This window comes from Sinorhizobium fredii NGR234 (genome assembly GCF_000018545.1).
Classification (GTDB): domain Bacteria; phylum Pseudomonadota; class Alphaproteobacteria; order Rhizobiales; family Rhizobiaceae; genus Sinorhizobium; species Sinorhizobium fredii_A.
The window spans coordinates 2,194,223-2,207,180 of the sequence record NC_012586.1; the positions used below are offsets into that span (position 1 = coordinate 2,194,223).

The 12,958-nt window shown below is 63.4% G+C and carries 13 protein-coding genes and 1 pseudogene; 10 read left to right on the plus strand and 4 right to left on the minus strand.

Translation table 11 applies throughout. The features are described 5' to 3' along the window. Positions 1 to 8: 8 nt before the first annotated feature. Together NGR_RS10270 and NGR_RS10275 are read right to left on the minus strand one after the other, a co-directional pair. Positions 9 to 1,333 (minus strand): annotated as a pseudogene (locus tag NGR_RS10270) (MFS transporter). Positions 1,334 to 1,550: 217 nt separating this feature from the next. Continuing rightward, the gene (locus tag NGR_RS10275) at positions 1,551 to 2,306 is read right to left on the minus strand and encodes an IclR family transcriptional regulator (protein ID WP_015888205.1); all 756 of its coding nucleotides are present in this window, start codon (positions 2,304 to 2,306) and stop codon (positions 1,551 to 1,553) included. A 181-nt stretch (positions 2,307 to 2,487) separates the two neighbouring features. On the opposite strand from NGR_RS10275, the gene NGR_RS10280 reads away from it, so the two are divergent. From NGR_RS10280 to NGR_RS10305, 7 genes are all read left to right on the plus strand, one after another. Continuing rightward, positions 2,488 to 3,348 (plus strand): CoA transferase subunit A, encoded by an 861-nt coding sequence (locus NGR_RS10280; RefSeq protein WP_015888206.1) that lies wholly within the window; start codon positions 2,488 to 2,490, stop codon positions 3,346 to 3,348. A 10-nt stretch (positions 3,349 to 3,358) separates the two neighbouring features. After that, on the plus strand, positions 3,359 to 4,150 hold the full coding sequence (locus tag NGR_RS10285; protein WP_164923994.1) for a CoA-transferase subunit beta: 792 nt from the start codon (positions 3,359 to 3,361) through the stop codon (positions 4,148 to 4,150). Next, entirely contained in the window at positions 4,150 to 5,352 is a 1,203-nt protein-coding gene (gene pcaF, locus NGR_RS10290) for a 3-oxoadipyl-CoA thiolase (RefSeq protein WP_015888208.1), read from the plus strand. Before NGR_RS10285 ends, pcaF begins: the two co-directional genes overlap by 1 nt. A gap of 184 nt (positions 5,353 to 5,536) precedes the next feature. After that, entirely contained in the window at positions 5,537 to 6,397 is an 861-nt protein-coding gene (locus NGR_RS10295; RefSeq protein ID WP_012708196.1) for a tyrosine-type recombinase/integrase, read from the plus strand. A gap of 12 nt (positions 6,398 to 6,409) precedes the next feature. Next, the gene (locus NGR_RS10300; protein ID WP_015888209.1) at positions 6,410 to 7,588 is read left to right on the plus strand and encodes an IS91 family transposase; all 1,179 of its coding nucleotides are present in this window, start codon (positions 6,410 to 6,412) and stop codon (positions 7,586 to 7,588) included. 402 nt (positions 7,589 to 7,990) lie between these two features. After that, positions 7,991 to 8,350 carry a helix-turn-helix domain-containing protein gene (locus tag NGR_RS33090; RefSeq protein ID WP_015886710.1) on the plus strand — a complete coding sequence of 120 codons (360 nt, stop codon included), beginning with the start codon at positions 7,991 to 7,993 and terminating at the stop codon, positions 8,348 to 8,350. Beyond that, positions 8,289 to 8,942 (plus strand): IS630 family transposase, encoded by a 654-nt coding sequence (locus NGR_RS10305; RefSeq protein WP_012708199.1) that lies wholly within the window; start codon positions 8,289 to 8,291, stop codon positions 8,940 to 8,942. Before NGR_RS33090 ends, NGR_RS10305 begins: the two co-directional genes overlap by 62 nt. Positions 8,943 to 8,977: 35 nt before the next feature. Here NGR_RS10305 and NGR_RS10310 read toward each other — a convergent pair whose 3' ends face one another. Both NGR_RS10310 and NGR_RS10315 read right to left on the minus strand, forming a co-directional pair. Further along, complete coding sequence (locus tag NGR_RS10310) at positions 8,978 to 10,270, minus strand: IS4 family transposase (RefSeq protein ID WP_015888210.1); 1,293 nt, start codon at positions 10,268 to 10,270, stop codon at positions 8,978 to 8,980. Positions 10,271 to 10,622: 352 nt separating this feature from the next. Further along, positions 10,623 to 10,907, minus strand: coding sequence for an acylphosphatase (locus NGR_RS10315; protein WP_164923995.1), 285 nt, complete (start codon positions 10,905 to 10,907; stop codon positions 10,623 to 10,625). Positions 10,908 to 11,365: 458 nt separating this feature from the next. Here NGR_RS10315 and NGR_RS10320 point away from each other — a divergent pair, with 458 nt between their 5' ends. The 3 genes from NGR_RS10320 to NGR_RS10330 are packed head-to-tail and all read left to right on the plus strand — an operon-like array spanning position 11,366 to position 12,955. Beyond that, entirely contained in the window at positions 11,366 to 12,094 is a 729-nt protein-coding gene (locus NGR_RS10320) for an RNA polymerase sigma factor (RefSeq protein WP_015888212.1), read from the plus strand. Positions 12,095 to 12,116: 22 nt separating this feature from the next. Further along, the gene (locus NGR_RS10325; RefSeq protein WP_015888213.1) at positions 12,117 to 12,641 is read left to right on the plus strand and encodes a DUF4142 domain-containing protein; all 525 of its coding nucleotides are present in this window, start codon (positions 12,117 to 12,119) and stop codon (positions 12,639 to 12,641) included. Beyond that, on the plus strand, positions 12,638 to 12,955 hold the full coding sequence (locus NGR_RS10330; RefSeq protein ID WP_015888214.1) for a cupredoxin domain-containing protein: 318 nt from the start codon (positions 12,638 to 12,640) through the stop codon (positions 12,953 to 12,955). The genes NGR_RS10325 and NGR_RS10330 overlap by 4 nt, the downstream gene beginning before the upstream one ends. The last annotated feature ends 3 nt before the right edge of the window (positions 12,956 to 12,958 follow it).

The window sequence follows — 12,958 nt, forward strand, 5'->3', positions numbered from 1 at the left end:
CGACGCCGTTAAGACCGCAATCGGGGCTCGACCGGCTCCCATATGCTGACCCTGCGGGTCTCGGGCATCAGCCATAGCGCGAGCAGGAAGCATACGGCCGGAACCGCGATCGGGTAGATCAGCGCGTAGCCGACACTGCCGGTGGCCGCGAAAGCCGCCGATGTGACGAAGGGTACCAACCCGCCGCCCCAGCCATTGCCGATGTGATAGGGCACCGACACCGAGGTGTAGCGGATCCTGCCGGGGAAGAACTCCGCCAGGAACGCGCCGACCGGCCCATACACCATCCCGACATAGCAGACGAGGATGAAGATGATGAAGATCGCCACCGGATAGTTGACGTTGTCCGGCTGCGTCACCGTTCCGAGCCACAGATACAGCGGATAGTATGTGGTCGCCGCGAGCAGCATGCCTCCGAGGATGACCGGCTTGCGGCCGATGATGTCGGAGAGCCAGCCGAAAAAGATCAGGCTCGGCGTCGCAAGGAGCAGCGCAGCTCCGACGATATAGGACGAGGTCAGCGCGTCCACCTTGGAAACCTGCTGCAGGAAGTACAAGGCCCAGAACTGGCCGCTGTACCAGACGACGCCCTGGCCGATCAGCACGATGGTGGCAATCCCGACATATTTGATGTTGGAGCTGAGGAACGCTTCCCTCCAGGGATTTCGGGTCATTTGGCCCTTTGCCTTGATCTCCTCGAAGATCGGGGTCTCCTGGAGCTGCAGGCGGATATAGATCGCGATGGCAACCAGCACGAAGGACACCAGGAAGGGAACGCGCCACGCCCAGGCGTCGAAAACTTCCGTGCCGAAATAGGTGCGCGTCGCAATGATCACGGCCAGCGACACGACGATCCCGAGCGTTGGAGAGGTCTGAAGCCAGCCGGTGTAGTAGCCCCGGCGTTCATCCGGGACATGTTCGGCCACATAGGTGATGGCGCCGCCATATTCCCCGCCCAGGCACAGGCCCTGGACCGCAAGCCGAAAAGAATGAAGGCCGCGGTCAGACCGATCGCCTCATAGGTCGGGATCAGGCCGATCGCGCCTGTGCCCAATCCCATTCCGCTGAGCGTCATGAGAAACGTGTATTTGCGGCCCACCCTGTCGCCCATCCAGCCAAACAGGAAGGCCCCCAGCGGACGGATCAGAAATCCGGCCGTGAACAGTGCAATCGTGCTCAACAGAGCTGCAACTGGATGGGATTGCTCGAAGAACTTGACTGACAGAACCGCAGCCAAGCTCCCGAAGATGTAAAAATCGTACCACTCGATGATGTTTCCCACCGACGCGGCAATGATCACGCGGCGAAAATCCTTCGGGACCTCAACAGCCATGTTTCTTCCTCCCGTTACGAGACATGGCCCCCAATTTTTCAGTATATTATCACAGAATTAGTCTTAGCAAACCCGTACACGTCTCATTACAAAGTCTTACGTCAACGATTGCCATGGATTCGACGTTCGAAATCTCGCGCTCGTCTTTTCGATTGCAGTTCTCATTTCAGTTATCGGGCAATTTCTAGCACCAGCGCCCTGGCCTTCGACTTCTGTCCTATTGAACCAGCGGCCGCAGCGCGGCTTGCGTCTCCTTGAGCAAGGGTAGGTAGCGTTCCGCGAGTTCGGACGCGGCCACATGAGCGGCGGGCGCGCCGATATTGAGCGCCGCGACCACCTGCCCGCGCGCGTTCATCAGCGGCACGGCGATCGAACAAAGCCCGAGTTCGAGTTCCTGGTCGATCACCGCATAGCCCAGTTCGCGAACCTTGCGAAACTCCGCCATCAGTTCCTCCAGATCCGTCTTCGTGCGCGGCGTATTGGCCTTGAGCTCGGTGCGACCAAGGATCTCGCGCGCCTCGGCCTCTGGAAGTGCGGCAAGCAGCACCCTGCCCATCGAGGCGCAATAGGCGGGAAGCCGTGAACCGGGCATCAGGTTGATCGACATCACCCGGCGCTGCGAGGCGCGCGCCACATAGACGACCTCGGTGCCGTCCAGCACGGAGGCGGAAGCGCTTTGGCCGGCCTTTTCCGAGAGCTGGTCGAGATAGGGCTGGACGATCGCCGGCAGCGGCGTCGCCGAGAGATAGGCGTGGCCGAGCCTAAGGATCCTCGGCGTCAGCGTGAAGAACTTGCCGTCATAGTCGGCATAGCCGAGTTCCGACAGTGTCAGCAGCGATCGCCGCACCGTGGCGCGGTCGAGGCCGGTGATCTTGGAAGCCTCGGCGATCGACAGTCGCGGCTGCGCCTCGCCGAAGGCTTCGATGACCTTCAGGCCGCGCGCAAATCCGCTGACGAAATCCGTTTCGCGCATGATTCTTCCCCGCTTCGATCTGTGCACATTATGTGCGATATACGAACAAAAGTCAAATATCGCACAAAATATTTGACGATGGACTGAAATGAGCGCTTATTCCCGGCAGTCGCCGCTGCCAAGCACCGGAACTTGCCGTTCGCAAGAAGCGCCGCCGGCCGGCAACCAGAGGAGGGTTTTAATGGCTCGCATAATGTCGCTCACCGACGCGGTGGCGGAAAACGTCCGCGACGGCGACACCGTCGCCATGGAGGGCTTCACGCACCTCATCCCCTATGCCGCCGGGCACGAGGTGATCCGCCAGGGGAAAAAGGATCTGTTCCTTGTCCGCATGACGCCGGACATCCTCTATGACCAACTGATCGGCGTCGGCGCCGCGCGCGGCATGAAATTCTCCTGGGGCGGCAATCCAGGCGTCGGCTCGCTGCACCGCTTCCGCGACGCCGTCGAGAACCAGTGGCCGCGGCCGCTCGCGATCGAGGAACACTCGCATGCGGCCATGGCGAATGCCTATGAGGCGGGCGCCGCGAACCTGCCGTTTGCCATGCTGCGCGGCTATGTCGGCGCCGACCTGCCGAAGGTGAATTCGAACATCAAAAGCGTCACCTGCCCCTTCACGGGCGAAGTGCTCGCCGCCGTGCCGGCGATCCGCCCGGATGTGACGATCATCCACGCCCAGCGCGCCGACCGCAAAGGCAATGTGCTGCTCGAGGGCATCGTCGGCGTCCAGAAGGAAGCGGTGCTCGCCGCCAGGCGCTCGATCGTTACCGTCGAGGAGATCGTCGACGAGCTATCGCCGCCCTCCCCCAATTCCGTCGTGTTGCCGACCTGGGCGGTGACGGCGGTCGCCTACGTGCCGGGCGGCGCCTTCCCCTCCTATGCGCATGGCTATTATCCGCGTTCGAACGCCTTCTATATCCGCTGGGACGAGATCGCCCGCGACCGCCAGACGTTCACCGCCTGGATCAAGGAAAACGTGCTCGACGCGCGGCCGGAAGATTTTGCCCGCTATGCCGCCACGACATCGGCCAAGGTCGCTTGAGGAGGCGATGATGACGGATTTCACCCCCACCGAAATGATGACCATCGCCGCGGCGCGCGCGCTTTCCAACGACGATGTCTGCTTCGTCGGCATCGGCGCCCCCTCGGCGGCCTGCAACGTCGCCCGGCTGACGCATGCGCCGGACATCACGCTGATTTACGAGAGCGGTACGGTCGGCACCAAGCCGGATGTCCTGCCGCTGTCGATCGGCGACGGCGAGCTCTGCGACACCGCCCTCTTCACCGTCTCGGTGCCGGAAATGTTCCGCTACTGGCTGCAGGGCGGCCGCATCACCACCGGCTTTCTCGGCGGGGCGCAGATCGACAGGTTCGCCAATCTCAACACCACCGTCGTCGGCCCCTATGACCGCCCGAAGGTCCGCCTGCCGGGCGGCGGCGGCGCGCCGGAGATCGCCTCCAATTGCGGCCGCATCTTCATCACCATGGCGCTCTCGAAGCGTGGTTTCGTCGAGAAACTGCCCTTCGTCACCTCGATGGGCCATGGCGAGGGTGGCGACCATCGCGAACGGCTCGGCCTCAAGACCAAGGGTCCGACGCGCGTCATCACCGACCTCTGCATCCTCGAACCGGACACGCAGACCAAGGAACTGACCGTCGTCTCGATCCATCCCGGCGTCGAGCGCGAGCGGATCGTCGAGAATTGCGGCTGGCCGATCAAATTCGCCGAAACCGTCATCGAAACACCCGCGCCGACCGAGACGGAGCTCTCTGTGCTGCGCGACATCAACGCCCGCACCAAGAAGGCCCACGAGGGCGCCGGCCCGGGCAAGGAGGCCGCCTGATGCGCGACGCTTACATCTGCGACTATATCCGCACCCCGATTGGCCGCTTCGGCGGTTCGCTTTCCGCGGTGCGCGCCGACGACCTCGGCGCCATTCCCCTCAGGGCCCTGATGGAACGCAACGCATCCGTCGATTGGGAGGCGGTCGACGATCTGATCTTTGGCTGCGCCAACCAGGCCGGCGAGGACAACCGCAATGTGGCGCGCATGTCGCTGCTGCTCGCCGGTCTCCCGGTTGCCGTACCCGGCACGACGATCAACCGGCTCTGCGGCTCCGGCATGGATGCGGTGATCGCCGCCGCCCGCGCCATCAAGGCCGGCGAGGCGGAGCTGATGATCGCTGGCGGTGTCGAATCCATGTCGCGGGCGCCCTTCGTCCTGCCCAAGGCCGACAGCGCCTTTTCCCGCCACGCGGAAATCCACGACACGACGATTGGCTGGCGCTTCGTCAATCCGCTGATGAAGGCGCAATACGGCGTCGATTCGATGCCGGAGACCGGCGAGAACGTCGCCGAAGACTTCAAAGTCTCACGCGAGGCTCAGGATGCCTTTGCCGTGCGCAGCCAGGCAAAGGCCGCGGCCGCCCAGGCGAACGGGCGGCTCGCCAGGGAGATCGTCGCTGTCACCATCCCGCAGAAGAAGGGCGAAGCGGTCGTCGTCGACCGGGACGAGCACCCGCGCGCCACCACCATCGAGGCGCTTGCCAAGCTGAAGGCGCCGTTCCGCGCCGGCGGCAGCGTCACCGCCGGCAATGCTTCCGGCGTCAATGACGGCGCGGCGGCGCTGATCATCGCCTCGGAGGAGGCGGCAAGGAAGCATGGACTGAGGCCGATCGCCCGCATCCTCGGCGGCGCCACGGCCGGCGTACCGCCGCGCATCATGGGCATCGGCCCCCTGCCCGCCTCGCAGAAACTGATGGCGCGGCTCGGCATCACGCAGGACCAGTTCGATGTGATAGAATTGAACGAGGCTTTCGCCAGCCAGGGTCTCGCCGTGCTCCGCGAGCTCGGCATCGCCGACGACGACCCGCGCGTCAACCGCAACGGCGGCGCGATCGCGCTCGGCCACCCGCTCGCAATGTCCGGCGCCCGCATCACCGGCACGGCGGCGCTGGAACTCGCCGAAACCGGCGGGCGCTACTCCCTCTCGACCATGTGCATCGGCGTCGGCCAGGGCATCGCCGTGGCGCTGGAGCGGGTGTGACACGGTTCACTCGTTTTTCGGGCGGAATTGGACCATTGCCCCTCACCCTAAAGCGGGTCGCGATTTTTAGGATTCAGGATTGAACGAAGCCGCTGACGCGGCATTTGGGGCATCTGATTTGCATGGTGTGCCCCTGTTTTGAAGGATTGGGCTGTTTGGCCCAACCTTTGAACAGGAGAGTATCATGAGTGAGATGAGCCCGCTGCGGCGACGGATGATCGAGGACATGACGATCCGCAATTTGTCGCCGGCGACGCAGCGATCGTATTTGCATGCAGTGACGAAGTTTTCGCGCTATTTCGGTCGGTCGCCGGACCGGTTGGGGCTGGAGGATGTGCGTGCCTTTCAGGTGCATCTGGTGTCGTCGGGGCTATCATGGCCGGCCTTGAACCAGACGGTTTGCGCCCTTCGCTTCTTCTTCGGCGTCACGCTTGGACATGCGGAGATACCGGAGCGCATTGCCTATGCCCGAACGCCCGCCAAGTTGCCGACGATATTGAACGGCGATGAGATCGTGCGGTTTTTGGAAGCGGTCCCGAGCCTGAAGACACGAACGGCGCTGACGACGGCTTATGCGGCTGGTTTGCGCGCCACCGAGACGGTCAGTCTCAAGGTCAGCAACATCGACGGCGAGCGCGGCGTCATCCGCATCGAGCATGGCAAAGGCGGCAAGGACCGCAACGTGATGCTGTCGGCGCAGTTGCTTCATATCCTTCGGGTCTATTGGAAGCTGGTGCGACCGCAGGTCTGGTTGTTTCCGGGACGTGACGAGAGCAAACCCATCGATGTCCAGGTTCTGCATTCTGCCTGCCGTTCGGCACGTGCCGCAGCCGGCATCGACAAGCGGATATCGGTGCACACGTTGCGCCACAGCTTTGCCACCCATCTCTTGGAGAGCGGCACCGACATTCGTATCATCCAGGTCCTGCTCGGCCACAACAATCTGTCGACCACGGCGCGTTACACGAAAGTGTCCAACACACTCATCCGCGCCACGACCAGTCCGCTCGACCGGCTGACGCTGGAGGTGGTGCCGACAGGCTGAGGACATTCCGCCATGGCGGCGGGATTGGAGGTGGCGGACATTTTTCGCCGCCACGGGGAAGGATATCGTCAATCGCATGACACGCATCTCGGGCGGGTTGAGCGCCGGGTGATGAGCGCGGTCGAGATGTGTCGGACCGCGCGGCTGGGCGGCCATGTCCAGCAATGCCGGAATTGTGAGGCGCTCCGCATCGCCTACAATTCCTGCCGTAACCGGCATTGCCCAAAGTGTCAGGGACAGGCCAGCCGCGATTGGCTTGCCGCCCGGCAGGCCGACCTGCTGCCGGTCAGCTATTTCCACGTCGTCTTCACCGTGCCGCAAGCGATCGCCGCGATTGCCTTCCAGAACAAGCAGGTGGTCTATGCTGTCCTGTTTCGCGCCGTCGCCGAGACACTCCGCAGACTTGCCGCTGACCCCAGACATCTGGGTGCTGAACTCGGCTTTATCGCCGTGCTGCATTCCTGGGGGCAGAACCTCCATTATCACCCACACATCCACTGCATCGTGCCGGGCGGCGGATTGTCGTTCGATCAAACCCGCTGGGTGGCTTGTCGGAGGAACTTCTTCCTGCCCGTGCGGGTGCTGTCGCGCCTGTTCCGGCGACTGTTTCTCGAATACCTGAAGCAGGCTCATGACGAAGGCCAGCTTCAGTTCTTCGGCAGCATCGCGAGCCTGGCCGATCCAGCTGCATTCACGCGCATGATCAGAGAAGCGCGGCGCGTCAATTGGATCGTCTATGCCAAGCCGCCCTTTGCCGGACCCCAACAGGTGCTGGCCTATCTCGGCCGCTACACCCATCGCATCGCCATCTCCAATTCCCGCCTCGTCAGCATGGATGGTGGTCAGGTCACATTCCGCTGGAAGGATTATCGCAGGGGTGGCAGGCAGAAGCGGATGACGCTCGATGCCCACGAGTTCATTCGTCGCTTCCTGCTGCATACGGTTCCGGACGGCTTCCATCGCATCCGTCACTTTGGCTTGCTTGCCAACGGACAGCGGCAGCAGAAGCTGGAGGCATGCCGCAATCTCCTCAATGTCCCGCAGCCGGAAGAGCCGGTCGAAGACCTGGATACGGTCGAGGCCCCGCCATTTGCACACCGCTGTCCCTGTTGCGGCGGAAGGATGAACATCCTCGGCACCTGGAAGCCGCGTCAACCAGCCTGTCGACCAGCATGGAACGATAGCTCATGACCCTATCAGACCTGGCATCACTCCAACAATCAACGTCGGCAGATCGAAGGGCCGCGAGCGAATGGCTTTGGCCAAGCATGCCGGCGCAACACAAAACGCAGCATCGCCGAAGCCTCGTTCGGCACAGATCAACCAAAAACACCGCCAGACACATCTCAATTGGCGACAAGAACCTTCTTCTCAGCCGCTCTTCCAGCCCCGCCTGGGCTCGCCCCAGCCAAACGCCATCCACCGCTTCGGTTAAATCCCCATAGTGCCAAACAACCCGCGCCTTCGCTCAATCCGGCTTCAATGAGGTCCGATCAGCGAATGCTGCATCCAAAGCGGCCGGACCTCACAGAACCCTCCAGATTCCCGAATCGGGGTTGGCTGTGATTCCCTCGCTTTGACGGGAGGGACACCATGGGCAAATCACATCCGCTTGCTTTGCGTAGTCGTGTCATTGCGTTTGTCGAGGACGGTCACAGCCATCGGGCCGCGGCCCGGCACTTCCGGGTGTCGCCGCGTTTCGTGAACAATCTGGTGAAGCTCAAACGCGCGACCGGATCGCTGGCGCCACGGCGGCAAGGCCATCTGGGTGGCGGCAAGCTGAACGCGCATGGCGAGTGGGTCCGCGAGCGCCTGGCGCAGAATGGCGACCTGACGCTGGACGAACTGTGCCTGGAACTCGCCGGGCGCGGCGTCATCGTGCACCGCTCCAATGTTGGCCGTCTTCTCCACCGCCTCGACCTCAGCCATAAAAAAAAGCCTGCAGGCAAGTGAGCAGCAGCGCCCAGAGATCGCGCGGGCGCGTGAGCTCTGGACCCGGCGACGCCGGCGCTTCTTCAACAAGGCATTGGCGCGACTGGTCTTTATCGACGAGACCTCGACCAATACCAAGCTGACCAAGCGCTCAGGCTGGGCACCAAAAGGGCAACGCTATCGCGCCCACGCCCCCTTCGGTTCGTGGAAGACGCAGACCTTCATCGCCGGCCTGCGATCACATGGCGTGGTCGCGCCCTTTATCGTCAACGCGCCGATGAACCGGCGCATCTTCGAGACCTGGATCGAAACGCAACTCGCCCCGACGCTGTCGCCCGGAGACGTCGTCATTCTCGACAATGTCGGCTTCCACAAGAGCGAGCGGGCCGAACAAATGGTCAAGGCGAAAGGCGCATGGCTGCTCTTCCTGCCACCCTATTCGCCCGACCTCAACCCGATCGAAATGGCCTTCTCCAAGCTCAAGGCGCTGCTGCGCAAGCGGGCCGCCCGCAGTTTCGACGCCATCGCCGATGCACTCGGCGATATCTGCAATCTCTTCTCCGTCACAGAATGCCGGAACTACTTCAATGCGGCCGGATATGAGGCCGATTGAACGCGACACGCTTTAGCCCTCTCCCCGCACGCGGGCTAAGGCATATACACATCGCGCAGCGCCCATCCGTCGGCGCAGGCTCTGAAGTAGGCCAAGCCATTGAAGAAGGTGATCGGTCCGGGCGGTTTTGAGGATGCGTAGCCGTTCCAGCCGCCGAGCTTGGCGATGATCCAGGCGGCCCAGGCGAGCGAGCCCATTGGATGGGGATTGGCTTGAAGGCGGGTCTTGCCCTTGAAGCGCTGCTGCAGGGCGGTGAGCGTGTCGATCTCGCTTGGCGTGAAGACCAGGCTGGCCGACTGCCGGTCCTGGCCGCTGCGGGCCTGGACGAGCTGCATGACGATGACGGCGGCCTTGGCGGCGATGGCGACGAGCTTTTCCAGCCGTGCCGCCGACTGCAGCTGGCTATCCTCGACCTTCAGGCCCTGTTGCTTCATCACCCGGAAGAACTGCTCGATCATCCAGCGTTGCTTGTACCAGGCGACGATCTGCCAGGCATCGGCGAACGTCGCCACCGCATGCGTCGTCAGGATCAGCCAGCTGAGCGGCTCGACGCCGGCGGGCGGGGAGGGCTCGACGACCTCGACCCAGCGCAGCGTCACGCCGTCCGGCAGGGCAGCCGCTTCGAGGTTTTGCGGCCGCCGGATCGTCGCCTCGCCGAAGCGCAAGGATAAGTCCGCCTGGCGCGCCGGGCGGTCGGCCCGCTCGCGCAGCTCCACCGTCCGGCTGTCGCAAAACGCCACCTCGGCGGCGGCCCGGCGCAGCGTGCCGCCGCCGCTGAGGGCATGATCGTGCATCACCCGCGACAGCAGATGGAAGCGCTCCTCGGGCAGCCGTGCCCACATCACGAAGAAGTCCCCTTCCCGATCGGTGATGGCGGTGACCCGCGTGGCGCTCGCCAGAACCGCCTTGGCGGCCTCGGCCGTCTCGACCCAGCGACGCGATTCCTTGGCGCTCAACGGCCGGCTGGCATGCGGCGGCAGCGCCTCCGTCCCGCGCGTCCACACCCGGCCGCCCACCAGCCCCAGGCAGCTGCCGGTCTCGGCATCGAGCGCCAGCATCGGATGCAGCAGCAGCCCCCAGCAATTGCCCTTCTTGATCTTGCCCAGATCGCGCCGGTTGTCCGGCGTCGTCTGAAACCGGATCTCGCTGGTGTCCTGCAGCGCCAGCACGTGTCGGCCGGCCACCGCCGCCCCGGTCGGCTCCCCCCAGCCGGCGATGATCCGCTCCACCGTCACCGCATCGTTGCCGAGAAAACGGCCGAAGCGGATTTCCTGCGAATGGCTGCCCGCCGCAAGCCGGCGCAGGCAGACCGTTTCGCGCAGCACCATGCCCTGGAGCAGCGCCGCCCCCCTTTATCGAGACGACGATCTCCAAATCCGCCCAGCGACCAGTCCTGGCCTATCTCCATCGGTGACGCTCCCGCAAATCAAAACGTCACCAAAGGAATCATACACGCCGCTCCCGCGAAATCCGATCATCACAACCGAGTCAATCCGTCGCACCACTTGTGTATATGCCCTAGCGCACGCGGGGAGAGGGGATATCGTCGCGGCTTGCAGCATCGTCCTGCCCTAAGCAGCCGATGCCGGGCGAGAGGGCGCCGCGAGTCCCCTTCGCCCCGCCAGCGGGGAGAAGGTGGCCGGCAGGCCGGATGAGGGGGAATCCACCCTGGAACGCCTGCTAGCGGGTAATGAGAAAACCCTTCGGCGCCTCGCTCGACGACGCATCCTCGCTCGCGACGTCAGTGACGGATGCACCCGGCGGGCCCTTCCAGAACCGGCTCAGCATCGCCGAAACCGCCGCATCCGGCCCGGCAACCAAGGCGGTCACCGACCCGTCGCTTTCGTTGCGCACCCAACCGGTCAGGCCGAGCCGCTCGGCCTCGTCGCGCGTCCAGACGCGGAAGCACACGCCCTGCACCCTTCCGGTGATCCGGACCAGAGCCGCCTTGCGATCACCCGCCATGGCCGCCTCCCTCGTTCGTTCCTTGCGAATCTGGAGCATCCGGCCCCGAAGGCAAGCGCCTTGACGTCGGTCGCGGGGCGCTGGCCCTATCACCACCGCAATGCCGAAACATTTTTACCGGGCGGACAAAATTTTTTTGTGTTTGGGGCTTGCAATTGCTGCGATGCAACATTATTGTATGATTTATCGACGAAGCACTCCTCCTCCCAGCTTCATCGAGGGATCGGCGACCCTCCTCCTCCCAGTTGCCGATCAGGATCGAAGGCCCGGCGCACCTCCTCCCGCGCCGGGCCTTCTCTTTTTCCGCCAAAAAACAGTTCCGCGTTCGCCCGAGCACCAAGAGATGGCGTTGCCGGCTGCTGGCACGCGTTCGATCGCGCTGGATTCGGCGAAATGCCGGCGGTAACTTGGGAACGTTTCAGGCGTCAGGGCATCCAATCCGCCACAAGGAGCCGATCATGCCCATTGCTGAAAACCATCGCCCCCTCGATTCCTCGCGGTCCAGGCCGGATCTCGCAGCCTTTCGCGCGCTCATGCAGTCGCATAATCGCAAGCTCTACCGGATCGCGCGCAGCATCGTGCGCAACAACAGCGACGCCGAGGACGTGCTGCAGGAGGCCTATGTCCGCGCCTTCACGCATTTTCCGGAGTTCCGCGGCGACGCGGCGATCACCACCTGGCTCGCCCGCATCGTCATCAACGAAGCGCTCGGCCGGCTGCGCAAGAGCCGCCGCCAGATGAGGCTCGCCGAAACGCATCAGGCGGAAATCATCGCCTTTCCCCTCAATTCAGATGGCAGCGATCCGGAAAAGACGATGGCGCAACGACAGATCCTCGACCTCGTCGAAAAGCTGACGGATCATCTTCCGGACGTCTACCGGAGCGTTTTTGTCCTGCGCGTCATCGAAGGGCTCAACAACGAGGAAACCGCCTCGCTGCTCGGCCTCAAGCCGGAAACCGTCCGCACCCGGCTGCATCGGGCGCGCCACCTTTTGAAAGAGCAGTTGGAAAAACAGATCGGCCCCGTCCTGCTCGACGCCTTCCCCTTTGCCGGCAAACGCTGCGAGCGCCTGACGGAAGCGGTCCTCGCCCGCATTTCGCCTGAACTGCCGGATGGGGACGGCAAATATACGGGAACGTTTCGAGCTACGAAGCATCCAAAGCGCGTCAATCGAAAACGCTCTTGATCTTCGAGGAAAGGAACATCCCATGACCCTCAGACTGACGACCGTGGCGGCGGCAATCGTCCTCCTCATCGGCGCCAACGGAGCGCTCGGCGCCGACAAGCCGACGGACCCGCAGATCGCCCATATCGCCTATACGGCCGGCGTGCTCGACATCGAAGCGGCCAAACAGGCGATCGCCACGTCGAAGAACAAGGCCGTCGTCGAATTCGCCGAGAGCATGGTGCGCGACCACGAGGCGGTGAACAAGCAGGCGCTCGACCTCGTCAAGAAGCTCAACGTCACGCCCGAGGACAACGACACCAGCAAGGCGCTGTCGCAAGCGGCCGAAACGAAGCGCCAGGAACTGGCGAAGCTTTCCGGCGCGGCGTTCGACAAGGCCTATGTCGAAAACGAGGTCGCTTATCACAAAGAGGTCAACGGCGCGCTTGAGACGCTGCTGATCCCGGCCGCCCAGAATGGCGAGCTCAAGTCGCTGCTCGAAACCGGGCTGAAGCTGTTCCAGGGCCATCAGCAACACGCCGAGCACGTCGCGATGGAAATGAAATGAAGGCGGCAATCTACCGAGCGGCCGTTGCTACCCTGCTTTTCGGAGCAGTCGCCGCTCCTTCGCAGGCGGAAACCATTGAGGTGACGATCGACCGCCTGGTCTATACGCCGGCCGAAATCGCGGCGAAGGTCGGCGACGAAGTCGAGTGGATCAACAAGGATGCACTCGTCCACACCGCCACGGTCAAGGGCGGTGCAGAGGTGATGCTGCCCGCGAAGAAATCAGGGCGCCTACAGCTGCAGCGGCCGGGCAGCTTCGACTATATCTGCCGCTATCATCCCAACATGAAGGGCCACATCACCGTCCAGCCTTGAGGG